Below are 23312 nucleotides of genomic sequence, written 5' to 3'. Positions count from 1 at the left end.
CCGCTGTCGTCGAGCGCGTGTTTCATACAGCCCTGGCCCCGGTCAGCTTGCGGATCTCCGCGACGAGCGTGTCCAGCGGCGTGCTCGTCGGAAAGACCGCGGCCGCACCGGCTTCCAGCAGGCGCGGCACGTCGGCCTGCGGGATGGTGCCGCCCACGACCACCGCGATATCGTCCGCGTCGGCGGCGCGCAGGGCGTCCACCACCCTCGTGGTGAGGGCGATATGCGCACCCGAGAGGATGCTCAGGCCCACCACCGCCACGTCCTCTTGCAGCGCGATCGACACGATGTCCTCCACGCGCTGCCGAATTCCGGTGTACACCACCTCGAATCCGGCATCGCGCAGCGTGCGGGCCACGATCTTGGCACCGCGATCGTGACCGTCGAGGCCGGGCTTGGCGACCAGCACGCGCGCGGGCGGCGGGGTGCTCATCAGAACACCACCGGTTGCCGGAATTCGCCCCACACGGATTTCAGCGTCGCGGTGATCTCGCCGACGGTGCAGTAGGCGTTGGCGCAATCGATCAGGCGGTGCATCAGATTCTCGTCTCCCTCCGCGGCGAACGACAGCGCGGTGAGGGTGTCACGCACCGCCGCGGAGTCGCGTTCGGCCTTCACCCGGGCCAGCCGCTTCAATTGCCGTTCGCGGCCGTCGGCATCCAGTTCGTAGGTGCCGATATCGGGTGCGGGCTCATCGGACACGAACCGGTTCACCCCCACCACCGGACGCTCGCCGGACTCCACCGCCTGGTGCACCCGATACGCCTCGTCGGCGATCAGTCCCTGCAGGTATCCGTCCTCGATGCACCGCACCATGCCGCCCTGCCGCTCCAGATCGTCCATGATCTCGACGATCCGGGCCTCGGTCGCGTCGGTGAGCGCCTCCACGAAATAGGAGCCGCCGAGCGGATCGGCCACCCGGGTCACCCCGGTCTCGTAGGCGAGGATCTGCTGCGTGCGCAGCGCCAGCGTCGCCGACTCCTCGCTCGGCAGTGCGAACGGCTCGTCCCACGCGGCGGTGAACATCGACTGCACGCCGCCGAGCACCGCGGCCAGCGACTCGTAGGCCACCCGCACCAGATTGTTCTGCGCCTGCGGCGCGTACAGCGACGCGCCGCCCGCCACACACCCGAACCGGAACATCGACGCCTTGTCGGTCGTCGCGCCGTACCGCTCGCGCACGATGGTGGCCCAGCGTCGCCGTCCCGCACGGTATTTCGCGACCTCCTCGAAGAAATCGCCGTGGGTGTAGAAGAAGAACGAGATCTGCGGCGCGAACTGGTCGACGGTCATGCGGCCGCGCGCGATCACGGTGTCGCAGTAGGTGACTCCGTCGGCGAGCGTGAACGCCATCTCCTGCACGGCATTCGCGCCGGCGTCGCGAAAATGCGCGCCCGCCACCGAGATCGCGTTGAACCGGGGCACCTCGGCGGCGCAGAATTCGATGGTGTCGGCGATCAGCCGCAGCGACGGTTCCGGCGGCCAGATCCAGGTGCCGCGCGAGGCGTACTCCTTGAGGATGTCGTTCTGGATTGTGCCGGTGAGCTTTTCGCGCGACACGCCCTTCTTCTCCGCCGCCGCGACGTAGAACGCCAGCAGGATGGCCGCGGTGCCGTTGATGGTGAAGCTGGTACTGATCCTGTCCAGCGGGATGCCGTCGAACAGCACCTCGGCGTCTGCGAGCGTGTCCACGGCGACGCCGACCCGGCCGACCTCCTCACCGACCTCGGGATCGTCTGAGTCGTAACCACATTGGGTGGGCAGGTCCAGCGCCACCGACAGTCCGGTACCGCCCTGCTCCAGCAGGTAGCGGTAGCGCTGATTGGACTCCTCGGCGGTGCCGAAGCCGGAGTACTGCCGGAACGTCCACAGCCGCCCCCGGTAGCCGGTCGAGTAGTTGCCGCGGGTGAACGGATAGGCACCCGGCGGGGGCGGATCACCACGCCGGTCGTCCGGCCCGTAGACCGGCTCCAGCGGGATTCCGGAGGAGGTGTGCACCTGATTGCTCATCATCGAATATGCTACTTCCGAAAATGGAGAATGCCAATACCGCTAATGGTGAACGCCTGCTCACACGCATGTTCCGGCCCGAGGAGTGTCATGTCCGACCAGCATCGACCGTTGACCGACCGCACGATGGTGATATCCGGCGCGAGCCGTGGCATCGGATTGGCGATCGCCGTCGCCGCGGCACGGCAGGGCGCCAACGTGGTCCTGCTCGCCAAGACCGCCGACCCGCATCCGCGGCTGCCGGGCACGGTGCACACCGCGGCGGCCGAGGTCGAGGCGGCGGGCGGCCGGGCGGCCGCGGTCGTCGGTGACGTCCGCGAGGAGGCGGATGTGCGGCGCGTGGTGGACACCGCGGTGGAGCGGTTCGGCGGTGTCGACCTGTGCGTGAACAATGCCGGCGCGATCGTCACCGAACCGACCGAGCAGCTGTCGGCCAAGAAGTTCGACCTGATGCAGGACATCAACATTCGCGGCACGTTCCTGCTGACCCGGGCGTGCCTGCCGCACCTGCGCGAGGCGGCCGACCCGCACGTGCTGACGATCTCGCCGCCGGTGAACATGAACCCGCGGTGGCTCGGCGCCCATCCCGCCTACACCCTCTCCAAGTACGGCATGACCCTGCTGTCCCAGGGCTGGTCGATCGAATTCGCCGATGCCGGAATAGCTTTCAACTGCCTGTGGCCGCAGACCTTCATCGCCACCTCGGCGGTGGCCCACCTGCCCGACGGCGAGCGGCAGCTCGCGGCGGCCCGCAGCCCCCAGATCATGGCCGACGCCGCGCTGGCCATCCTGACACAGCCCGCCAGGCGGGTCACCGGCAACTGTTTCCTCGACGCCGACGCCCTGTCGCACTACGCGGGGATCGATGATCTGTCGCCCTACGGCGGCGGCGAAAACCCAACGCCGGACCTGTTTCTCGACTGAGGACGCGGATGCGGCGTTTCCGGTCAGGCCGACGCCTCGGTCACGGGGAATTCGGGATGGATGGGGCGAGTCGTGGTGGAGAGCGACCGGGCCGAGCCGCCGCGTCGGACAGCGACGATTTCCGCGGCGATCGACACCGCCGTCTCCTCCGGCGTCTGCCCGCCCAGTTCGAGGCCGATCGGCGAATGCAGGCGCAGCAGCTCGGCATCGGTGAGACCGGCCGCGCGCAGCCGGAGGCGGCGTTCGCTGTCGGCGCGGCGCGAACCCATCGCACCCACGTAGGCCACGGGCAGGCGCAGAGCCTCGGTGAGGACCGGGATGTCGAACTTCGGGTCGTGCGTCAGCACGCAGATCACCGTGCGCGCATCGACCTCCGCGTGCCGCAGGTACCGGTGCGGCCACTGCCGGACCACCTCGTCGGCCTCCGGCATCCGCGCGTGGTCGGCGAAGGCGGGACGGGCCTCGCAGACGGTCACCCGGTAGCCCAGCAGGTTGCCGACGCGACACAGCGCGGTGGTGAAATCCGTTGCACCGCAGATGATCATGCGCGGCGCGGGAGCGAAGGATTCGACGAAGACCGACCGCTCTTCCTCCGCGCAGCCGACCACGCGCACTCCGCTGGCGCCGGCGTCGAGCATCGCCGCCGCCCGCCGGAGCACGGCGGTGTCGAACGCGGCGCCGACCACGCCGCCGGGACCCAGCGCGGCCATTCTCCCGGACTCCAGATCGCGTACGATCGCAACGGGACCCGACCCGAGCGCCGTCTCGACAACGGGATAGTCCTCCGCCGCGATCCGCTGCACGAAGACCTCGAGCTCACCACCGCAGGTCAGGCCCACGGCGAAGGCGTCGGCATCGCTGAAACCGAACCTCCGGCGGACCGGCTCCCCCGAGGCCAGCACCTCCCGGCACAGCTCGTACACCGCCCCCTCGACGCATCCGCCGGACAGGCTGCCCCGGACGTTGCCGGACTCGTCGACCGCCATCGCGGCCCCCGGCAGGCGCGGCGCACTCCCGGTCACGGACACGACGGTAGCGAGCGCATAGGCGGTATTCGCGGCGTGCCAGCGCCGCAGCTCCGCACCGAGTTCACGCACGGTGACCTCCGCAATCATCGACCGCGGGCCGGGCGGACCCGCTTCGCCGCCCGCCCCGGGACGGATTACACCCGGTGGAGGGCCCGTAGTCCTTCGAGGTAGTCGAAAGATCGTGCGACTCCCCACCACCCTTGGCGAGAATGTTATTCTCTTTCTATTCTAGCGTCATACTCATATTTGATATACATCATCATCTAGGTAGGCACAGCTCATGAGTTCGACCGCGACCGCCCCCGCCACCACCGTCGTCGGCACGCGGGTACCGCGACTCGAGGACGCCCGCCTGGTCACCGGCGCGGGCACCTTCGTCGACGACGTCACGCGCCCCGGTATGGCGCACGCCTGTTTCGTCCGCAGCCCGCTCGCCCGGGCCCGGATCGGCGACATCGACGTGTCCGCCGCGCTCGAAATGGACGGCGTGCTGGCCGTTTACACCGCCGCCGACCTGAATCCCGGCGCGCACGAGATCTCCTACGACCTGGACATGGCCGGTATGCCCCCGGTGCCGCGGCCGCCGCTGGCCGAGGAGGAGGTCCGGTTCGTCGGCGATCCCGTGGTCCTGGTCGTCGCCGCCGACCGCTATATCGCCGAGGACGCCGCCGAACAGGTCGTCATCGACTACGAGCCGCTGGATCCGGTGGTCGACTACACCACGGCACACGCGTCGCCGAACCTGGTACACGCCGGATTCGCGGGCAACTCCGCGGGCGAGATGGGCGGCCGCCCCGCCTCGGATCTGCAGCCGATCTTCGACTCGGCCGCACATGTGGTGCGCCAGAGCATCTTTCAGCAGGCCTACCTGCCGGTGCCGATGGAGACCCGCGGCCTCGTCGCGGAGTGGTCGGCGCCGACGGCGGAGATGACGGTCTGGAGTTCCACCCAGTCACCGCACGAGATCCGCGCGTTCTGCGCCCGGCTGGTCGGCGTCGACGAGCACCAGGTGCGTGTCATCGCCCGCGATACCGGCGGCGGCTTCGGGCTCAAGCAGCTGCCGCTGCGCGAGGAGACCTGCGTCCTGCTGGCCGCGCGCGCACTCGGATCCGCCGTGAAGTGGATCGAGGACCGCCAGGAGAACCTGATGGCGTCCGGCATGTCCCGGCACGAGCACGCCGAGGTCGGCATGGCGTTCGATGCCGACGGCACGATCCTGGCCGCGTCCATCGCGCACGTGCAGAACGTCGGGGCCTATCCGACGCCCTCGCCGATCGTCGGCGGCATTCCCGTCGGGATCCTGTTCCCGGGGCCCTACCGGATCACCGAGGCCTCCTTCAGCGCGAAGTTCGTGTACTCCAACACCGTCGGGCGGGTGGCCTATCGCGGGCCGTGGCAGTTCGAGTCGGTCGCCCGCGAGGTGCTGCTGGACCAGGCGGCGCGGCGGATCGGCATCGACCCGATCGACCTGCGGCGCCGGAACATGTTGCGCCGCGACGAGTTTCCGCATCCGAACCCGAACGGCATGACCTACGACAATGTCTCGCCGCTGGAGACGCTGGAGCAGGCGGTCGAGATGCTGGGCTACAACGCTTTTCGCGAGGACCAGCGCGTCGCGCGGGCCCAGGGACGCTATCTCGGCGTCGGCACCTGCACCTATCTGGAGCCGACCACCGGCGCCAGCCCGTTCCTCGCCACCGAGGGCGCCACCATCCGGATCGAGCCGTCGGGCAAGGTCAATGTCTACGTCGCCGGTGGCTCGGCGGGCAACAGCCTCGAGACCACCGTCGTGCAGCTGGCCGCCGACGCGCTCGGCGCGACCATGTCCGACGTGCGAACCATCCAGGGCGACACCGCGATCACACCGTTCGGCGGCGGCACCGGCGGCAGCCGGTCCGGCTCGATGACCGCGGGGGCGATCGAGCAGACCGCCTCGGTGCTGCGGGAGAAGATCCGTGCGATCGCGGCGCATCGGCTGAACACCGGTCCCGAGGAGATCGAGTTCTCCGGCAGCAGGGTCACCGTGCGCGGAACCCCCGATTCCGTTCTCACCCTGGCGGAGATCGCCGATATCGCCTACTTCCAGGCCGACTCCCTGCCGCCCGGGATGCAGCCGGGCCTCGAGGCGTCCGGGCGATACAAGACCCCCCAGATTGCCATCTGGGCCAACGCAACTCACGCATGCACCTGCGAGGTCGATATCGAGACCGGGCGAGTGACGCTGCTGCGCTACATCGTGAGCGAGGACTGCGGCCCGATGATCAACCCCAGCGTGGTGGAGGGACAGATCTACGGCGGGACCGTGCAGGGCATCGGCGGCGCGCTCTACGAGCATCTGCCCTACGACGAGGACGGCAATCCCGTGGCGACGACGTTCCTGGACTATCTGCTGCCGACGGCCTCGGAGGTGCCGACGATCGAGGTCGGGCACGTGGTGACGCCGAGCCCGGGTCCCGGGGATTTCAAGGGTGTCGGCGAGGGCGGCGCGATCGGGGCGACCCCGGCGGTGCTCAACGCGGTCGCCGACGCCCTCTCGCCGTTCGGCGTGGAGATCTCCGACCTGCCGCTGTCGCCCTCCCGCATCGTGGACATGATCGAACGGGCGCGGGTGTCCCGCGGAACAGGAGCCGGCGAATGAAACCCGCGGCCTTCGAATATCACGCCCCCGAATCCCCCGGCGAGGCAGTCGCATTGCTGGCCGAGTACGGCGACGAGGCCAAGCTCATCGCGGGCGGACAGAGCCTGGTGCCCATGCTCGCGCTGCGGCTCGCGGCCTTCGACCATCTCGTCGACGTGCGCCGCCTGAACGATTTGCGCGGCATCGAAACTCGGCCCGAGTCGGTGCGGATCGGCGCCGGGACGACGCACGCCGCCGTCGGCGGGTCCGATGAGATCCGCAGGGCCGTACCGCTGCTGTCGCGGGTGACCCCGCTCATCGGGCACTTCCAGATCCGCAACCGCGGCACGATCGGCGGCGCCATCGCGCACGCCGACGCCGCGGGCGAATATCCGGTGGTGGCGCTGACTCTCGACGCCGAGATCGAGGCGCTGTCCGCGCGCGGGCGGCGCACGATTCCCGCCGCGGACTTCTTCACCGGCCTCTGGACCACCGACCTGGCCGACGACGAGATGATCACCGCGATCGAATTTCCCGTGTGGCACGGGCGTTGCGGCTTCGCCGTCGAGGAATTCGCCCGCCGCAGCGGCGATTTCGCCATGGCGGGCGCGACCGTCGCGGTCCGGCTGGACGCGGATTCGCGCGTCGAGCGCTGTGCCGTCGGTCTTTTCGGATTGGCGCCCACCCCGGTGCGGGCGCGGGAGACCGAGGCCGAGATGACCGGACGCCCGGTCGACGCGGTGGCGGCCGAGCAGGTCGGGCGGAGCGCGACCGCCGGACTGGACTCGATCACATCCGATGTCCACGGGCCCGCCGAATACCGGCGCCGGGTCGGGGCGGCAATGGTGGCGCGCGCGTGGCGGCGCGCCGTACAGGAGGCGAGCGATGACTGACGTCGACATCGAGGTGCGCATCAACGGTGCGCCGCGCCGGGACCGGGTGCCGCCGCGGCTCACCCTGGCCGACTATCTCCGCGAACGGTGCGGGCTCACCGGCACCCACCTCGGCTGCGAACACGGGGTCTGCGGCGCGTGCACGGTCGAACTCGACGGCGCCGCCGTCCGCGCCTGCCTGATGTTCGCGGTGCAGGCCGACGGCTGCGAACTGACCACCGTCGAGGGCGTGGCCGGGGCCGACGGTGCGCTGTCGCCCGTCCAGGCGGCCTTCCGCGACGAGCACGGGCTGCAGTGCGGCTTCTGCACGCCCGGATTCATCGTGTCCGTCACGGCGTTCCTGCGCGAGAATCCCGATCCCACGGAGGACGAGATCCGTACGGCCGTCTCCGGAAATCTGTGCCGCTGCACCGGTTACCAGGGCATCGTCCGGGCGGTGCGAACCGCCGCCGAGTCGATCCGCGACGCCGCATCGGCCGACCCCCCGCAGTCCACCACGCAGCAGCGTGAGCACGCGAAGGACGTTTCATGAAACTCGACAACACGTTCACCATCCCCGTCCCGGCCGCGCAGGCCTGGCCGGTGCTGCTCGACCTGGAGCGCATCGCGCCGTGCGTGCCCGGCGCCACCATCACCGCGCGCGAGGGCGACGACTTCCACGGCAAGATCAAGGTCAAGCTCGGGCCGGTGGGGCTGAGCTACAGCGGCATCATCAAGGTCGTCTCGCAGGACGAGCGGGCCGGGATCGCGGTGCTCGAGGGCCGCGGCCGCGAGACCCGCGGAAACGGCACCGCGAAGGCCACCATCACCTGCAAACTCGTCGAATCCGACGGCGCCACCGACGTTTTCGTCGATACCGACCTGTCCATCACCGGGAAGCCCGCGCAGTTCGGGCGGGGCGCGCTGGCCGATGTCGCGGGCACGCTGATCGGCCGGTTCGCCGACAACCTCGCCGACGAGATCGCCGCTGTCACATCGCAATCGGCGACCGGCACAACCCCGGCCGGGAGGGTCTCCGCGTTTCCGAGTGCGGACATCACCGGCTCGCCTGCCCCTGTCGCCGCCACAGTCTCGACAGCGCGGCGGCCCGGCAAGCCCGCCGAGCCGATCGACCTGCTCGCGGCCGCCGGGACGAACAGTGCCGCGCGCTACGCCGGACCGGCCGTACTAGCGCTCGTCGCACTACTTTTCGCGCTGTTCCGACGCAGGCGGTCCGGCCGACCGCCGCGGTGAGGGCCGCCGGAGAAGACGCCATGCCGTTCAGTAACGGGGTTACCTCGGGCCGCGACATCCGGGGACCGGGCTCGGCCGCGCCGCGGCGCATCCGGCACATCCGCATCGAGACCGGCGCCTTCGCCCTGGATTACCAGGCCTGCGCCGAGCAGATCGCCGACATCGTCGCCGAACTCGGCGCGAACGCGGGCATCGTCGTCACCGTCGACGACGATGTCCGCCCGGACCTGCCACCGCTCCCCTGCGCCGCCCTCTGGGACTGACGGTGCGGCTCAGCCCACGGGGCTCAGGTCGGCCCCGATGGACGGGAATCCGGTCAGGCCGCTGCGGAATATCTCCGTCGCTCCCACGGGGGTGGTGGGGACCGCGGCGGCGGTGAGGGCCTGGGCCTTGAACGCCTGGGCGGCGACGCTCAGCCGGTGCAGCACCGGGTCGATCCGGTGCTCCGGCGGAGCCGTCCAGCCCTCGCCCCAGAGCACCACCTCGATTCCGCCGTCTCCCAAGGCTTTTCGCAGCCCCCGCTGGGCGCGCGGATCGAGTTCGCAGACCTCGCAGGCGACCGCCAGGGCATGCGGGCGCCGCCCCTGGCCGCCCGCCGCGAGCACGGTCTCCAGGTCCAGCACCTCCGCGCCCAGGATGCGCAGGGGGCGGGAGTCCGACAGGTCCGTGAGCAGGACAGTGACGTCCCAGCCGGCGACGGCGCGGTCGAACAGCCAGCCCCCGGCGTGCTCGACGACGTCGACGATGCTGGTCGCGACGACGTCCAGGCGGTATCTCATCGTTCCGCGTCCGGACGCAGGTCGCGCGCCAGCGACCGGGTGTACTCGTCGAACACCTCGGTCAGCGGGATCGAGTGATCGAGCAGCCATGACAGCTCCATTCCATTGATGAAAGCGACGATTTCGATGGCCCGGAGGTCGGGATCGACGTCGGGCCGATACCGTCCGATCTCCTGGTTGCGGCGGATGATGTCGGCGACGATGCCGACTGCGACCTTCCATCGGTCGAGCAGCCGGTCGTGCAGCGGAGCCTCGGGCAGCAGGTTCTCCACGAGCATGACCACGAACGTGCCCACCAGCTCGGGTGATTGTTCGATGCGGGCCGCCACCTTGCGGATCTCCGTGATCAGGTCCCCGTTCAGGTCGGATCCCGCGGCATCGGCCGCGTCCCGGGCGTCCAGCACCGCGTGCAGCAGTTGGTCCTTGGACTGGAAGTGGTGGAGCAGCCCGGCCGGGCTCACGCCCGCCTCCCGGGCGATCTGCGCCAAAGTGGTACTGCGCCAGCCGTTCCGGGTGAGCATCCGCTGAGCGACGCCCAGTATCCGCTGGCGGCGGTCTTCGCCCTTGGCGAGCAGGGAGGCGTAGGGACGAGGTGTGGTCACGAGAACCCCTCTTCGGCAAAACCTAGTGAACACACAGTAGGTTGGTTGCCTCGCTGTGACAAGGGTCTCACGGCACCGAATATCGGCCGTCATCGATTTTCTCGGTAATCGCATTCTCGCTGATGTATCACGCGCGACAGCGATGCCGTCCACATTTGACGTATACGGCACTCTCCCTCCGTGATAACGTCATTACCAAGACGCACAGCTCCAAGTGGAGGGTCAAGATGTCGGTTCCGACCAGCAGCGCTTCGTTGTACCCACCCGGCGGTTTCGGGCCGCCCAAGGACCGGCGCGGTCATGCGGGAGGATCCGTGGGCCTGCCCGCGGGCACCGAGGTGTTCTCCGCCGACAACCACATCTCGCTGGCCGAGGACATCTTCTTCGAGCGGTTCCCGGAGAGCATGAAGGATCGCGCCCCGCGCATCTGGTACGAGGACGGCGCCTACCAGATCGGCCGGAAGGGAAAGTCGTTCCTGCCCGGCGATTTCAGTAGCGTGCTGATGCAGTACGACCCGCTCGACGGCTCCGGCAGCAGCAATGTCGAGGCGCGCGCCGCGGATCTGCGCGCCGACGGCATCGCCAAGGAGCTCGCATTCCCGAATGCCTTGCTGGCGTTGCTGTTCTATCCGGACAAGGAGGTCCGGGAGCTGGCGTTCCGGGTGTACAACGAGTACATCGCGGATCTGCAGGAGCGCTCCGGTGGCACCTTCTACGGGGTCGGCCTGATCAACTGGTGGGATCCGGCCGGTACCCGCCGCACGCTCGAAGAGTTGAAGTCGCTGGGGCTCAGGACATTTCTGCTGCCCCTGTCGGCGGGCAAGGACGACGACGGCAAGGTCATCGACTACGGCAGCACCGCGATGATCCCGGTGTGGGACGCGATCGAGGAGTCCGGGGTGCCGGTCTCCCACCACATCGGCGAATCGCCGCTGTCGGCGCCGTGCGAGGTCAACAGCGTCGTGGTCGGCATGATGCACAATGTCGCGCCGTTCCGGGAGTTGTTCTCCAAGTACGTGTTCAGCGGCATCATCGACCGGCATCCGGGCCTGAGCATCGGCTGGTTCGAGGGCGGCATCAACTGGGTGCCGTCGGCGATCCAGGACGCCGAGCACATGCACGCGTCGTACAAGCACATGTACAACCGCCCGATCGACCACGACGTGCGGTACTACTGGGACAACCACATGCGCGCCTCGTTCATGGTGGATCCGCTGGGGCTGGCGCTCATAGACCACATCGGCCGCGACCGGGTGATGTGGTCGTCGGACTACCCGCACAACGAAAGCACCTGGGGCTACTCGGAGAAGTCCCTCGCGGGTGTGGTGCAGGCGGTCGGCCCCGAGGACGCCGCCAAGATCGTCAGCGGCAATATCACCGACTTCCTGGATCTGCGGCCATGACCTCCACCACCGGCGCCCCGGGCCTCGTGATTCCCGAGGTCCCCGATCGGGCGCGGCTCCGGCGCGAGACCGGGGCGCGGCTGCGCTCGGTCATGGCACAGCAGGGCGTCGACGCGCTCGTGCTGCTGAACAACAGCAATGTCGTGTATGCCACCGGCACCAACTGGCCGCTCGGCGACGCGGGCCTGTCGCATGTCGAGCGCCCGGTCGCGGTCGTGGTCGCGGGTGATCCGTGGCCACATCTGTTCCTGCCGTTCCGGGAGGGCATCTCCGAGGAATCCGACCTGCCCGCCGACCACCTGCACGGGCCGGTCTATCTCGAATTCGACGAGGGCGTAGCGGAATTCGCGCGGCTGCTCGGCGACCTGATCCCCTCGGGCTCCACGGTGGCGGTCGACGAATGCACCGGTGCCATGCGCCGGGCGCAGGCCGGGCTGTTCCCCGGCGGGCCGCCGTCCGACGCCGCGCTCGTGGTCGCCCCGGCCAAGCTGATCAAGACGCCCGACGAGATCGCCTGCATCCGCACCGCCGCTCGCATCACCGACCAGGCGATGGTCGAGGTGCAGGCGGCGCTGGCGCCCGGACGGCGGCAGATCGACCTGTCCGCGCGCTTCATCCGCCGGGCCTTCGAACTGGGCGCCACGGCCACCATGCTGGAGGCGATCTGGCAGGTCATGCCGGACACCAGGGCCGAGGGCGTGTGGACCACCCACGGCGATCTGGCGCTGCCGCTGCTGACCACCGAGCGCGAGCTGCGGGCCGGGGATGTGCTGTGGACCGATGTCAGCATCACCTACGGCGGGTACTGCTCCGATTTCGGCCGCACCTGGATCGTCGGCGAGCAGCCGAATGCGCGGCAGCACAAGCAGTTCGAGCGCTGGCACGAGATCCTCACCGCGGTCCTGGACGTCGCCCGCGCCGGGGCCACCGCGGCGGATCTGGCCCGTGCCGCGACGGCCGCCAACGACGGCGTCAAACCCTGGCTGCCGCATTTCTACCTGGGACACGGCATCGGGGTCAGCGCGGCCGAGACGCCCATGATCGGCACCGATCTCGGTCCCGAGTTCGACGAGAACTTCGTGTTCGAGCCGAACATGGTGCTGGTGCTGGAGCCGGTCGTCTGGGAGGACGGCACCGGCGGCTATCGAAGCGAGGAGATCATCGTGATCACCGAGGAGGGCTCGATCGCCCTCACCGACTACCCCTATGCGCCCTATGGCCACTGAGGTGATGCCCGACGATCGCGCCCTGCGGCATGGGCGGCGCGATCGCGCACTGGCACAGATGCAAGCCCATGACCTGGACATCCTCGTCCTCGGCCGCCAGGCCAATGCCCGCTATCTCGCGGGCGCGCCCCAGCTGTGGGTGGCGGGGACCCGGCCGTTCGGACCGGTGGCGACGGTGGTGCGCGAGACCGGCGCGGTGCACCTGCTCAGCACCTGGGACGAGGGGATACCCGAGGACATCCCGCACGATCACCTCTACGGCCTGGCGTGGAATCCGATGACCACCATCGCCGTCCTGCGCGATATCGCGGGCGCCGCCACCGCGAAAAGGGTTGGCACGGACGCACTGTCACCGAATTTCGCGAAGTTGCTGCCGCTGGCATTCCCGAACGCCGAACTCGTCGACGGCGAGGTGGCCATGCGCACGGCGCGGCGTGTGAAGACCGCGGAAGAGATCGCGGTGCTGCGCAATACGTTGCGGGTGGCCGAGGACGGGCTTGCGACGACGGTGGCGGAGCTGGCGCCCGGCCGCAGCGAGCAGGTGCTGATCGGCGTGCTGCTGGAGGCGATGACCGCGGGCGGTGTCAGTACTCCGGCATCGCAGGATTCGGTCTGGGTCACGTCCGAGGAGCATCCGTGGCGCCGGGCCGGGTCCGACCGGCTCGTGCGGGCCGGTGATCTGGTGGCGGTGTCCGCCGGTGTGCTCGGCGACGGGTATATCGGCGAGGTGGGGCGGACCTATCCGGTCGGTGCCGCGAGCGATGATGCCGCGAAACTGTACCGGCGTCGGGATACCTTGTGGGCCAGGCTGATCGACGCGTGCCGCCCGGGAGCGGCGGCCACCGAACTGCTCACCGCCTACGAGATCGCGGGCGAATCGCTGCCGCCGATGCCGGTCGCGCGGGGCCTGGGGATGGGTTTCGACCCGCCGGTCGTCTCGCCGCAGCTGCGAGCCACCGCCGACGCCGAGCGGCTGGAGCCGGGGATGGTGCTGTCGGTCACCGGCTACGTGTGGGAGTCCGGCGTGGGCGCCGTGTTCACCCGCGACGCGGTCCTGATCACCGACGACGGCCGCGAGGTGCTGACCGACGCACCGCATTGGGCGCACTGAGCGGCGACCCCTCGGCAAAGGAGCTTCCCATGTCCCGTTCCACACGACCGGCCGCGGGCACCGCGAGATCGGCAGCGGACCCCGAACAGTCGCAGCCTGCGGCGCACGAAATCATCCGCTACGCAAAGGATCCCGCGACTCGCATCGCGACCATCACCTTCGACCGGCCGGATCAGCTCAACGCGCCCACCATCGCGGCGCGGCTGCGCTACGCCGACCTGCTGCACCGCGCGAGCGTGGATGACGAGGTCAAGGTGCTGGTCGTCCGAGGAGCGGGCGACGATTTGGGCAGCGGCGCGGACCTTCCCGAGTTCATGGAGGTCCAGAAGTCGCCCTCGCAGGGACCGCGGCTGGCCGAATACAAGATCGGGCCGGACGAGGTGCGCTATCCGCCGAAGGAGTCCTTCCGGCACGGCGCCACCATCAGCCAGTGGTACGCCAACGCGCAGGCGGGGTGCCGCAGCCTGCAGGAGTTCAAGAAGATCAGCATCGTGGAGGTGAAGGGCTACTGCTACGGCTGGCACTTCTACCAGGCCGCCGACGCCGACCTGGTGATCTCCTCCGACGACGCTCTGTTCGGGCACCCGTCGTTCCGGTATTACGGCTGGGGGCCGCGCATGTGGACGTGGGCGCAGACGATGGGACTGCGCCGCTTTCAGGAGATGGTCTTCACCGGCCGGGCGTTCAGCGCGCAGGAGATGTACGAGTGCAATTTCCTGAACAAGGTCGTCTCGCGCGACGAGCTGGAGGCCGAGACCGAGAAGTACGCGCTGGCCTGCGCGCGCAACCGGCCGACGGATACGGTCTTCATGCAGAAGATCTTCTTCGAGGTGATGAAGCAGCACCAGGGCGAGTACATGGGCAGCCTGCTGAGCGGCTTCTTCGAGTCCATGGGCGGCCACATCCACGCCGACGACGACGAACTCATGCTGGACGACGCCTTCGACGGCGGGCTGAACAATTCGGTCAAGGACAACGACGCGCAGTTCCCCCCGGAGTTCCGGCTGAGCAAGTCGGGGCGGAAGAAGCAGGAGTAGCGAGCAACGAAAGCCGGTGGGACACATGGCATCGAGTAACTCCACACACGGCGGGCACCCCGTCGATCCGCCGCTGAGCGGGTGCACCGTCGCCGACCTGTCCACCGGGATCGCGGGCGCCTACTGCACCAAGCTACTCGGTGACGGCGGCGCCGAGGTGGTCAAACTCGAACCGCCCGAGGGTGATTCGCTGCGCCGGTGGTCGGCGTCGGGCGCCGAGATCGAAAACGACCGCGACGGTGCACTGTTCACGTTCCTGGCCGACGGGAAGGCGAGTGTGGCCGCCGATCCGGACGTCGACGCCGATCTGGAACTCGCCGACGCGATGCTGGCGTCGGCCGACATCGTGGTCTGGTCACCGGGTTCCCGGCTCACCGAGCATCCCCGGCTCGCACCCGCCGCGATCCGCCGCAGGCACCGGCACGCCGTGGTCGTCACGATCACACCGTTCGGCCTCCACGGTCCCTGGAAGGACCTTCCCGCAACGGAATTCACGCTGCAGGCGTGGTCCGGGGGCATAGTCGGCCTCGGGCGCGGCGCACCCGACCGGGCGCCGGTGCATGTCGGGGGCCGGATCGGTGAGTGGTTCGCGGGGGCCTACGCGTCGGCGGCGGCCATGGCCTCGCTGCTGCGCACGCGCGGCACCGGTGCGGGCGAGCTGGTCGACCTGTCGATGCTGGAGACCCAGATCCTGGGCCTCACCTACTTCCCGGTGTCGTTCTTCGACGCCCTCGGCCGCCCGTTCCGCACCGAGCGGCGGCTCACCGTGCCGGGCGTGGCGGCCGCCGCCGACGGCCTGGTGGCACTGGGCTGCGGCACGGCCCAGCAGTGGTTCGATCTGTGCGCGATGGTGGGGCATCCGGAATGGATCGACGAGGACACCGAGCTGTCGATCACCGAGCGCGCCAACCTCCATGCCTCCGAGATATTCGCGTGGCTGGCCGGACAGCCGTCCGAGGTGATCCGCGATCTCGCGACGGCATTCCGCATCCCCAACGGACCGATTGTCCACGGCGCCAACGCTACCGAGATGGATCAGCACGTGGCGCGCAAGGCCTTCACGGTCAATCCGCGCGAGGGGTTCCTGCAGCCCGGGCCGCCGTACCGCACCACGCCCGGCCTGCTGCGCGAGCCACGGCCCGCGCCGCGGCTCGGCGAGCACACCGAGCTGTATCGCGCCGCCCCGCCGAAGCGCCGGGATCCGCTGCCGAAGGTTGCCCCGGATCCGTTGCCGTTCCGGGAACTTCGCGTACTGGACCTGACCACCTATTGGGCCGGGCCGTCGTGCACCCACTTCCTCGCCATGCTCGGCGCCGAGGTCATCCATGTGGAGTCCGCCGGGCGGCCGGACGGCACCCGCCTGATCGCGGGTGTGCCCGTGTCGGAGGAGCAGTGGTGGGAGAAGTCGCCGATCTTCTCCGGGCTCAACACCAACAAGAAGGGCCTGACCCTCGACTTCCGGTCGGAGCGCGGACGAGATCTGTTGCGGCGGTTGGCCGCCACGTGCGATGTCGTCGTCGAGAACTACACGCCGCGGGTGCTGGAACAGATCGGCCTGGACTATTCGGTCGTGCGGTCACAGCGTCCGGACACGATCATGGTCCGGATGCCGGGATTCGGGTTGGACGGGCCCTGGCGCGACAATCCGGCGTTCGCCTACATCATCGAGGACACCTCGGGCCTGACGTGGCTCACCGGCCACCGGGATCGAAATCCCGTGGAGCCCTACTCGATCGGGGATCCCAACGCGGGAGCGCACGCACTCAACGGCCTGCTGCTGGCGCTGGAACACCGCCGCCGGACCGGCCGCGGCGCACTGGTCGAAGCCGCGATGGTCGACGCCGCGCTCAATGTGGCCGCCGAGCAGGTCATCGAGTACTCCGCCTACGGCGCGCTGCTGGAGCGCGACGGCAATCGCGGACCGGATGCCGCCCCGCAGAACCTGTATCGCGCCGCGGGCACGGACGAATTCGGCAGGCAGGACTGCTGGGTGGCGATTGCGGTCGCCACCGACGCGCAGTGGCGCAAGCTGCGCGCGGCGCTGGGCGACCCGTTCTGGGCCCTGACCCCCGACCTCTGCTCCGCCGCCGGCCGCCGCCGCCACCACGATCTGATCGATGAGCGGCTCGCGGAATGGTGCGGCGAACGGGACAGCGACGAGATCGTCCGAATCCTCTGGGACGCAGGCGTCCCCGTCGCCAAGGTGATGCAGCCGCACCGCCAGGGCGATCTCCCGCAACTGCGGTTCCGCCGCTTCTTCGAACCGGTGGACCACCCCGCAGCCGACACCGCCCGCCACAGCACGGTCCCCGCCCGCTTCTCCATGGGGCCCTTGCGTTTCCACCGCTCCCCCGCCCCGCTACTCGGCCAGCACAACACCGAGATCCTCACCGCTCTCGGACTCTCCGAATCCGACGTCCGGCAGTTCGAGGCCGACGGAATCATCGGCGGCACCCCCGCCGTCGTCCGCACGCCGGTGAAGTCCGAGTAGCCACCGACACGCGCGGACTCCGATCACGCGCACAGACCGACGAAAGGCTCGGTGCGAACACCGGATGGACCCGAATACCTTGCGGCAGCTCAACGCGATCGAGTCTCTCGAGGCGAGGTACTGCCGCGGCCTCGACACCAAGGAATGGCCCGCGCTGGACTCGGTACTGGCCGACGACATCGAAGTCGACCAGACGGCGCTGGGCGGTGACCGCATCGCAGGCGCCGCGAATTACGTTGCTGCGCTCCAGAATAACTACGGCAGGGCCGTGACCGTTCATCACGCACACATGCCCGAGATCGAGCTCACCTCCCCCACCACCGCCACCGGAACCTGGGCGATGCAGGTGCTCGTGGTCCGACCGGACGGCCACCGTGTGCTGGGATTCGGGCACGACTACGACACCTACGGCATCCGGAACGGCCGATGGGTGCTCACGGCCACGAAATCGACTCGGCTGCACCTGGATCGGTCATGACGCCGCCGAGGCATGCACGCCGCAGCTTCCTGATCGGTACCGGAGCTGTCACCCTCTCCGCGGCAATCGCTTTCGTGCCTTCACCGGCGGCCCGCTCGAACCCCGGTGACAAACAGGCACCCGACGACCTCGAGCCCGCTGCCGCCGTCGCGGCAGTCCACGCGATCAAACAACTCAAGGCGCGGTACTTCCGGGCGATCGACGGCAAGGACTGGGCGATGCTCAGGCAACAGCTCACCACCGATGTCGAGGTCGATACGTCCGCGTCGTTCGGGCCGATCACGACCGGCGCGGACGAATTCATCGACTTTCTTCGGCTGACGATCGGACCCGCCAGAACCGTCCACCACGGGCACATGCCCGAGATCGAGATCAGCTCACCGACCGCCGCGACGGGGGTTTGGGCGTTACAGGACCTGCTGATCTTCCCCGGCGACATCAGAGTCATCGGTTTCGGGCACTACCACGAGAGGTACGCCCTCGTCGGGGACCGATGGCTCATCAGCAGCAGCAAACTGACCCGCATCTACCTCGACCCCCTCGGAGAACGACAACTCTTCGGCGTGTGATCCACGGTGTCGAGCGTTGCCGGCCGCCGGGCTCAGGAAGTGAAGGCGGGCAGGGATTCCCAGCCTCGGACCGTGGAAGTGGGTGAGAGTTTGGCGTTGGTGAGGTCTACCTCCCACTCGGGGAATCGCGCCAGGATCTCCTCGAGGGCGATGCGGCCCTCCAGGCGGGCTAAGGCGGAGCCGAGGCAGTAGTGAGTGCCGACGCTGAAGGTCAGGTGCTGGCGGGTGTCGCGATGGATGTCGAACACGTCGCCGTCCGGGGGGAAGTGGCGGTGGTCGCGGTTGGCGGCGCCGACGAGCAGCATCATCACGCTGCCCTGCGGGACCGTGCGGCCGTGCCATTCGACGTCGCGGGTGACGTAGCGCGCGACATGCGGTGCGGGAGGCTCGAATCGGAGCAGTTCCTCCACGGCGTTCGGGATCAGCCGCGGGTTCTCCGCCAGTTCGCGGCGCTGGTCGGGATGTTCGGCGAGAACCTTTCCGGCCCAGCCGATCAGCCGCGTGGTGGTCTCGTTGCCCGCGCCGGACACGACATTCACGTACGTCAGCAGCTCGTCGCGGGTCAGCCGCCGCACGGTGCCGGTCTCGTCCTCGAATTCGACGTTGAGCAGCTCGGTCATGATGTCGTCGGACGGGTGCTCGGCCCGCCAGTCGATATAGGCGGCGAAGATGTCGCCGCTGACCATACCCTCGGAGGCGGCCTTCATCGGTTTGCCCTCCTCCGTGCGCATCTGCTCGTTGGCGAAGTCCCGGATGGCCTCCTGGTCCTCCTCGGGAATGCCCAGAAGCATGCCGATCGTCCGCATCGGCATCTGCGCGCCGATATCGGCGATGAAGTCCAGGCGTCCGGTGCCCACGTGCGGGTCCAGGCTGCGCACGCAGAACTCGCGGATCTTGTCCTCCAGCTCGCGGATCTTGCGCGGAGTGAACATGCGCGACAACAGCTTCCGGTGAATATCGTGGACCGGCGGGTCCTCGAAGATCAGCACGCCGGGCGGCATCGGGAAGTCGGCCTTGATCAGCTCGAGGATCGCGCCGCGGGCGGAGCTGTAGGTGCCGTGGTCGAGCAGCGCCGCGTTGACGTCGTCGAAGCGGCTGAGCGCGAAGAAATCGTGCTGCTCGTTGTAGTAGATCGGCAGCTGATCGCGCAGCCGCTTGAACATGGGGTAGGGGTCGGCATTGAGCCCGACATCGTACGGATCGTAATAGACGTCGCTGGTGGCACTGGTGGTCACAGAGATACCTCTCTCGAGTTTTGTCGTCATGCTGGGAGCCGCCTCTACCACGTGACAGGCAGTTCGTAGACGCCGAACGCGAGCCGGTCATGCTTGAACTCCACATCCTCGAACGGCACCGCCAGGCGCAGTGTGGGAATGCGGCGCACCAGGGTGTGGAAGACGATCTGCAGCTCGGCCCGGGCCAGCTGCTGGCCGACGCACTGATGCGGGCCGAATCCGAATCCGACGTGCTGGCCCGCGGGTCGGCGGAGATCCAGTTCGTCGGGCCGCTCCCACTGCCGCTCGTCCCAGTTGGCCGGGGCCAGGTCGAAGATCAGGCCGTCGCCCGCGCGGATCGTTTCCTCGCCGATCTCTATGTCCGCCACGGCAATCCGGCGCTGACCGTTCTGGATTATGCTGAGGTACCGCAGCAGTTCCTCGACCGCGTTGGCGACGATCTTCGGGTCATCGGTATCGCGCAGCAGTGTGAACTGCTCCGGATTCTCCAGCAGCGCAAGGGATCCGAGTGAGATCATGTTCGCACTCGTCTCGTGCCCCGCGATGAGCACGCCGGTGCCCAGCTGCGCGGCCTCGCGCATGTCGATCTCACCCGCCCGGACCCGTTCGGCGATATCGGACACCACGTCCTCGGCGGGCTCGTCGAGCTTCTTCTTCACCAGGTCGACCAGGTAGCGCGCCAACGTCGAGCGGCCTTCGGCGGCCTGTTCCTTGGTCGCGAAGCGGTCTACGTTGAGGGAGGCATGCTTCTGGAAGAACTCATGGTCCTCGTAGGGCACGCCCAGCATCTCGCTGATCATCAGCGTCGGCACCGGAAGGGCCAGTCCGGCAACGAGATCCGCGGGTTTCGGGCCCGCCAGCATGCGGTCGATATGCTCGTCGGTGATCTGCTGGATCACCGGCCGCAGCGCCTCGGTCCGCTTGAACGTGAACGGCTTGGTCAGCATGCGCCGGTACCGGCTGTGCTCCTCGCCGTCGGTGGTGAACAGCGATTTGGGCCTGCTGTCGACGATGGCCGCCATGCCCTCGTTCCAGTGCGGGAAGCCGGGCCGGTGGTCGTCCACGCTCACCCGCGGATCCGACATCAGCGTCTTGAACTCGGCGTACCCGGTGACGAGCCAGGGCGTGCTGCCGTCCCAGATCCGCACGCGGTGCAGCGGCCTGTCGCGGCCGAGCCGGATCGCCTCCGGCGGCGGGGCGAACGGACAGCCGTCGGAGCGGACCATCGGATAGTCGGGAACTCCCGCGGTCGCGGCGGTGGCATCGGTCAGTGTTTCGGACACGGTCACTCCTGATGGTCGGCTGCGGGGCGAACCGCAGGGTGTCGGTTCATTCCGCGACGTGAATGGCCATGGCGGGACACATGGTCGCCGCCTGGCGGACGTCGTCGGCGAGTTCGGCCGGCGGATTCTCCTCGAGCAGTTCGACGACACCGTCCTCGTCGCGCTGGTCGAACACGGCGGCCGCATGCATGACGCAATGACCGGCCGCGATGCATTTGTCCTGCTCGACGGTCACCTTCATCGGGAACCTCCTTCCTACGGTGCGTGCACCGGGGTCGTGTGTGCGTCCACCAGGTGCTGACGCTGCATCCGTGCCTGTTTGGGCATGTTCCAGCCGAGCACCGCGGTGACGGAACCTGCTCGCTCGTAACGGATTACGAATCGGTCGGTGGCCGGGTCGCCGTCCACGACGACAGCCTCGGCATCGGGCGTGATCGTCCCGTGCACCTGGATCTTGGTCGTGTACTGATCCGTCCAGAAGTACGGAATCGGCCGGTAGGGCCGCGCGGCGCCGAGAATATTGGCCGCCACCACGCCCGCCTGTTCCGCCGCGTGGGTGCGATTCTCGAGCCTGGTGGTCGCGTTCGTTCCGGGATCGCGCCAGCGCGCCACGTCACCGACGGCGTAGATGCCTTCTGCGGCACGGCATTCCGCATCGCAGACCACTCCGCGGTCCAGCGTCAGCCCACTGCCTGCGAGCCAGTCCGTCACGGGGACAGCGCCGATCGCCACGACGACGAGATCGGCGGGCAGCGTCTCACCGGACGCCAGGCAGACGCCGGTTACCGTGCCGACACGGTCGCTGAGGCCGGTGATCTCACCGCCATGATCGGGCAGGCCGGTCACCTCGTGACCACGACCGGGGAGGTTTGCTTCTTCGCCGCGATGGGGGGCGCCGGTCGGCTCGCCCTCCCGATCAGCGAGGCCGCTGACGCCAACGCCCAGGCGCAGCCGCACGCCGTTGGCGGTGTGCAAGTCGGCCAGGCGTTCGGCGGCGAGGTCGCCGAGTTGCGTCGCCATCGGCGCGTGCAGCAGACCGGTCATCGTGACCTCGTGCCCGGATTGCCGTGTGGTCGCGGCGATCTCGGCACCGAGCACGCCCTCGCCGACCACGACGACCGTCCAGCTCTTCGCGAGGTCGTCGCGCAATGCCAGGGCGTCGTCGAGGGTGCGCAGCACGTGCACGCCGCGCAGCCCCGGGGGTGCGGGCAGCCTGCGCGGGGTCGCCCCGGTGGCGATCACGACGGTATCGGCGCGGACCGGCCCGACCGCCGTGTGCACGGTGCGAGTCGCCACGTCCAGCCCGAGCGCGGGTTGCCCGAGCAGCAATTCGAGGTTCAGGTCCGCCAGCATGCGCGGCGGCCGCAGCAGCGTCCGTTCCGGCCGCCAGGCGCCGGACAGGATCTGTTTGGACAGCGGCGGCCGGTCGTACGGCAGATACGGCTCCGCACCGAGCAGCGTGATCTTTCCGTCGAAACCGTTGCGGCGCAGAGCTTCCGCGGTCGTCAGGCCCGACACCGAAGCGCCGACGATGAGCACGTCCGTCCGCCGGGTCATCGCACACCCGCCTCGGTCTTTTCCACCTTCCCGCGGGGCCTCAGCGGCTTGCCCGCGACCGTGCCGCCGTCGACCGGCAGGACCGTGCCGGTCACATACGCCGACAGGTCACTGCCGAAATACAGCACCGCCTCCGCCACGTCCTCCGGCGTGCCCTCGCGCGGCAGCGGCCGGTCCTCCTTCATCGACGCCCGGACCGACCGGGTGAAGCGCTCGATGCGCTCGGCCGACATCGTGGTGGCCGACGCCGCGAGGAACGGGGTGGGGACGTTGCCGGGGGCTATGCAGTTGACGCGAATGCCGTACTGCGCCAATTCGATCGCCGCAGACTTGGTGAAGTGGATCACCGCGGCCTTGGAGGCCCGGTAGGTCTGCACTCCCCCGCCCGCCTGGACGCCGCCGATCGAGGACAGGTTGACGATCGATCCGCCGCCGTGGTCCGCCATGTGCCGCGCGGCGAACTTGGTGCCCGCCATCACCCCGAGCAGGTTCACGCCGAGCACCCGGTGGAAATCAGCGAGGTCGTCGACCAGCAGGCTGGGATGCATCGTGCCCGGGATGCCCGCGTTGTTGCACATGACGTGCAGTCCGCCGAAGTGCTGTATCGCACGGTCGACGAGCCGCTCGAGCTGGTCGGGTTCCGCGACGTCGGTCTGCTGGAAGACCGCCGCGCCGCCGTAGCCGTCCACGGACGCCGCGCCGCGCTCGGAATCGAGGTCGCCGACGACCACCTGGGCGCCCGCGGCGACGAATCGCGCGACCGTTGCGCTGCCGATTCCGGAGGCACCACCGGTGACCACGGCGACCCTACCGGCCAATTCGTCAGCCATGCTTGT

23 protein-coding genes are annotated in these 23312 nt (G+C 68.9%); 13 read left to right on the top strand and 10 right to left on the bottom strand.

Annotated elements, in window-relative coordinates:
• Nucleotides 1-22: 22 nt before the first annotated feature.
• Both NM1_RS13860 and NM1_RS13855 read right to left on the bottom strand, forming a co-directional pair.
• Complete coding sequence (locus NM1_RS13860; RefSeq protein ID WP_068019320.1) at nt 23-433, bottom strand: cobalamin-dependent protein; 411 nt, start codon at nt 431-433, stop codon at nt 23-25.
• On the bottom strand, nt 433-2010 hold the full coding sequence (locus NM1_RS13855; protein ID WP_068019317.1) for a methylmalonyl-CoA mutase family protein: 1578 nt from the start codon (nt 2008-2010) through the stop codon (nt 433-435). Before NM1_RS13855 ends, NM1_RS13860 begins: the two co-directional genes overlap by 1 nt.
• A 90-nt stretch (nt 2011-2100) precedes the next feature.
• On the opposite strand from NM1_RS13855, the gene NM1_RS13850 reads away from it, so the two are divergent.
• Nucleotides 2101-2934 (top strand): SDR family oxidoreductase, encoded by an 834-nt coding sequence (locus NM1_RS13850; RefSeq protein ID WP_068019314.1) that lies wholly within the window; start codon nt 2101-2103, stop codon nt 2932-2934.
• A gap of 23 nt (nt 2935-2957) precedes the next feature.
• On the opposite strand, the gene NM1_RS13845 is transcribed toward NM1_RS13850, so the two are convergent.
• Nucleotides 2958-4031 (bottom strand): XdhC family protein, encoded by a 1074-nt coding sequence (locus NM1_RS13845; protein WP_068019390.1) that lies wholly within the window; start codon nt 4029-4031, stop codon nt 2958-2960.
• A gap of 211 nt (nt 4032-4242) precedes the next feature.
• On the opposite strand from NM1_RS13845, the gene NM1_RS13840 reads away from it, so the two are divergent.
• The 5 genes from NM1_RS13840 to NM1_RS13820 are packed head-to-tail and all read left to right on the top strand — an operon-like array spanning nt 4243 to nt 8968.
• Nucleotides 4243-6600 (top strand): xanthine dehydrogenase family protein molybdopterin-binding subunit, encoded by a 2358-nt coding sequence (locus tag NM1_RS13840; RefSeq protein ID WP_068019311.1) that lies wholly within the window; start codon nt 4243-4245, stop codon nt 6598-6600.
• Entirely contained in the window at nt 6597-7472 is an 876-nt protein-coding gene (locus NM1_RS13835; protein WP_068019308.1) for an FAD binding domain-containing protein, read from the top strand. Before NM1_RS13840 ends, NM1_RS13835 begins: the two co-directional genes overlap by 4 nt.
• Entirely contained in the window at nt 7465-8004 is a 540-nt protein-coding gene (locus NM1_RS13830; protein WP_084519594.1) for a (2Fe-2S)-binding protein, read from the top strand. Before NM1_RS13835 ends, NM1_RS13830 begins: the two co-directional genes overlap by 8 nt.
• Nucleotides 8001-8705 (top strand): SRPBCC family protein, encoded by a 705-nt coding sequence (locus NM1_RS13825; RefSeq protein WP_068019304.1) that lies wholly within the window; start codon nt 8001-8003, stop codon nt 8703-8705. The genes NM1_RS13830 and NM1_RS13825 overlap by 4 nt, the downstream gene beginning before the upstream one ends.
• Nucleotides 8706-8725: 20 nt before the next feature.
• Nucleotides 8726-8968, top strand: a complete 243-nt coding sequence (locus NM1_RS13820; RefSeq protein ID WP_068019302.1) for a hypothetical protein — start codon at nt 8726-8728, stop codon at nt 8966-8968.
• Between the two features lie 9 nt (nt 8969-8977).
• On the opposite strand, the gene NM1_RS13815 is transcribed toward NM1_RS13820, so the two are convergent.
• A complete protein-coding gene (locus NM1_RS13815; RefSeq protein WP_068019299.1) occupies nt 8978-9484 on the bottom strand; it encodes a hypothetical protein in 507 nt (168 codons plus the stop codon).
• Entirely contained in the window at nt 9481-10086 is a 606-nt protein-coding gene (locus NM1_RS13810) for a TetR/AcrR family transcriptional regulator (protein WP_068019296.1), read from the bottom strand. Before NM1_RS13810 ends, NM1_RS13815 begins: the two co-directional genes overlap by 4 nt.
• Nucleotides 10087-10313: 227 nt before the next feature.
• Between NM1_RS13810 and NM1_RS13805 the strand changes: the two genes are divergently transcribed.
• From NM1_RS13805 to NM1_RS13775, 7 genes are all read left to right on the top strand, one after another.
• Complete coding sequence (locus NM1_RS13805; RefSeq protein WP_068019293.1) at nt 10314-11489, top strand: amidohydrolase family protein; 1176 nt, start codon at nt 10314-10316, stop codon at nt 11487-11489.
• A complete protein-coding gene (locus tag NM1_RS13800; protein ID WP_068019290.1) occupies nt 11486-12715 on the top strand; it encodes a M24 family metallopeptidase in 1230 nt (409 codons plus the stop codon). Before NM1_RS13805 ends, NM1_RS13800 begins: the two co-directional genes overlap by 4 nt.
• Nucleotides 12705-13826, top strand: coding sequence for a M24 family metallopeptidase (locus NM1_RS13795; protein ID WP_068019287.1), 1122 nt, complete (start codon nt 12705-12707; stop codon nt 13824-13826). Before NM1_RS13800 ends, NM1_RS13795 begins: the two co-directional genes overlap by 11 nt.
• Before the next feature lie 29 nt (nt 13827-13855).
• Nucleotides 13856-14863: an enoyl-CoA hydratase/isomerase family protein gene (locus NM1_RS13790; RefSeq protein ID WP_068019284.1), complete on the top strand. Its 1008-nt coding sequence runs from the start codon at nt 13856-13858 to the stop codon at nt 14861-14863.
• A 25-nt stretch (nt 14864-14888) separates the two neighbouring features.
• Complete coding sequence (locus NM1_RS13785) at nt 14889-17354, top strand: CaiB/BaiF CoA-transferase family protein (protein ID WP_068019281.1); 2466 nt, start codon at nt 14889-14891, stop codon at nt 17352-17354.
• A gap of 64 nt (nt 17355-17418) precedes the next feature.
• On the top strand, nt 17419-17832 hold the full coding sequence (locus NM1_RS13780) for a nuclear transport factor 2 family protein (RefSeq protein ID WP_068019278.1): 414 nt from the start codon (nt 17419-17421) through the stop codon (nt 17830-17832).
• Nucleotides 17833-17906: 74 nt separating this feature from the next.
• Nucleotides 17907-18401, top strand: coding sequence for a nuclear transport factor 2 family protein (locus tag NM1_RS13775; RefSeq protein ID WP_211339509.1), 495 nt, complete (start codon nt 17907-17909; stop codon nt 18399-18401).
• Between the two features lie 32 nt (nt 18402-18433).
• Here NM1_RS13775 and NM1_RS13770 read toward each other — a convergent pair whose 3' ends face one another.
• The 5 genes from NM1_RS13770 to NM1_RS13750 are packed head-to-tail and all read right to left on the bottom strand — an operon-like array spanning nt 18434 to nt 23306.
• Nucleotides 18434-19636 (bottom strand): cytochrome P450, encoded by a 1203-nt coding sequence (locus NM1_RS13770; protein ID WP_068019276.1) that lies wholly within the window; start codon nt 19634-19636, stop codon nt 18434-18436.
• Nucleotides 19637-19680: 44 nt separating this feature from the next.
• Nucleotides 19681-20919: a cytochrome P450 gene (locus tag NM1_RS13765; protein ID WP_068019381.1), complete on the bottom strand. Its 1239-nt coding sequence runs from the start codon at nt 20917-20919 to the stop codon at nt 19681-19683.
• A gap of 46 nt (nt 20920-20965) precedes the next feature.
• The gene (locus NM1_RS13760) at nt 20966-21160 is read right to left on the bottom strand and encodes a ferredoxin (protein WP_068019273.1); all 195 of its coding nucleotides are present in this window, start codon (nt 21158-21160) and stop codon (nt 20966-20968) included.
• Between the two features lie 14 nt (nt 21161-21174).
• On the bottom strand, nt 21175-22476 hold the full coding sequence (locus tag NM1_RS13755; RefSeq protein WP_068019270.1) for an NAD(P)/FAD-dependent oxidoreductase: 1302 nt from the start codon (nt 22474-22476) through the stop codon (nt 21175-21177).
• Nucleotides 22473-23306, bottom strand: coding sequence for an SDR family NAD(P)-dependent oxidoreductase (locus NM1_RS13750; RefSeq protein ID WP_068019267.1), 834 nt, complete (start codon nt 23304-23306; stop codon nt 22473-22475). The genes NM1_RS13755 and NM1_RS13750 overlap by 4 nt, the downstream gene beginning before the upstream one ends.
• Nucleotides 23307-23312 lie beyond the last annotated feature (6 nt).

Source organism: Nocardia mexicana NBRC 108244 (assembly GCF_001613165.1).
GTDB lineage: Bacteria > Actinomycetota > Actinomycetes > Mycobacteriales > Mycobacteriaceae > Nocardia > Nocardia mexicana.
This window is presented reverse-complemented; position numbering and strand designations above follow the sequence as displayed.

Excerpts from the sequence above, each read along its gene's own strand:
- NM1_RS13860 (WP_068019320.1), bottom strand. The coding sequence starts at position 433 with ATGAGCACCCCGCCGCCCGCGCGCGTGCTGGTCGCCAAGCCCGGCCTC.
- NM1_RS13855 (WP_068019317.1), bottom strand. The coding sequence starts at position 2,010 with ATGAGCAATCAGGTGCACACCTCCTCCGGAATCCCGCTGGAGCCGGTC.
- NM1_RS13850 (WP_068019314.1), top strand. The coding sequence starts at position 2,101 with ATGTCCGACCAGCATCGACCGTTGACCGACCGCACGATGGTGATATCC.
- NM1_RS13840 (WP_068019311.1), top strand. The coding sequence starts at position 4,243 with ATGAGTTCGACCGCGACCGCCCCCGCCACCACCGTCGTCGGCACGCGG.
- NM1_RS13835 (WP_068019308.1), top strand. The coding sequence starts at position 6,597 with ATGAAACCCGCGGCCTTCGAATATCACGCCCCCGAATCCCCCGGCGAG.
- NM1_RS13830 (WP_084519594.1), top strand. The coding sequence starts at position 7,465 with ATGACTGACGTCGACATCGAGGTGCGCATCAACGGTGCGCCGCGCCGG.
- NM1_RS13825 (WP_068019304.1), top strand. The coding sequence starts at position 8,001 with ATGAAACTCGACAACACGTTCACCATCCCCGTCCCGGCCGCGCAGGCC.
- NM1_RS13820 (WP_068019302.1), top strand. The coding sequence starts at position 8,726 with ATGCCGTTCAGTAACGGGGTTACCTCGGGCCGCGACATCCGGGGACCG.
- NM1_RS13815 (WP_068019299.1), bottom strand. The coding sequence starts at position 9,484 with ATGAGATACCGCCTGGACGTCGTCGCGACCAGCATCGTCGACGTCGTC.
- NM1_RS13805 (WP_068019293.1), top strand. The coding sequence starts at position 10,314 with ATGTCGGTTCCGACCAGCAGCGCTTCGTTGTACCCACCCGGCGGTTTC.
- NM1_RS13800 (WP_068019290.1), top strand. The coding sequence starts at position 11,486 with ATGACCTCCACCACCGGCGCCCCGGGCCTCGTGATTCCCGAGGTCCCC.
- NM1_RS13795 (WP_068019287.1), top strand. The coding sequence starts at position 12,705 with ATGGCCACTGAGGTGATGCCCGACGATCGCGCCCTGCGGCATGGGCGG.
- NM1_RS13790 (WP_068019284.1), top strand. The coding sequence starts at position 13,856 with ATGTCCCGTTCCACACGACCGGCCGCGGGCACCGCGAGATCGGCAGCG.
- NM1_RS13785 (WP_068019281.1), top strand. The coding sequence starts at position 14,889 with ATGGCATCGAGTAACTCCACACACGGCGGGCACCCCGTCGATCCGCCG.
- NM1_RS13780 (WP_068019278.1), top strand. The coding sequence starts at position 17,419 with ATGGACCCGAATACCTTGCGGCAGCTCAACGCGATCGAGTCTCTCGAG.
- NM1_RS13760 (WP_068019273.1), bottom strand. The coding sequence starts at position 21,160 with ATGAAGGTGACCGTCGAGCAGGACAAATGCATCGCGGCCGGTCATTGC.
- NM1_RS13755 (WP_068019270.1), bottom strand. The coding sequence starts at position 22,476 with ATGACCCGGCGGACGGACGTGCTCATCGTCGGCGCTTCGGTGTCGGGC.
- NM1_RS13750 (WP_068019267.1), bottom strand. The coding sequence starts at position 23,306 with ATGGCTGACGAATTGGCCGGTAGGGTCGCCGTGGTCACCGGTGGTGCC.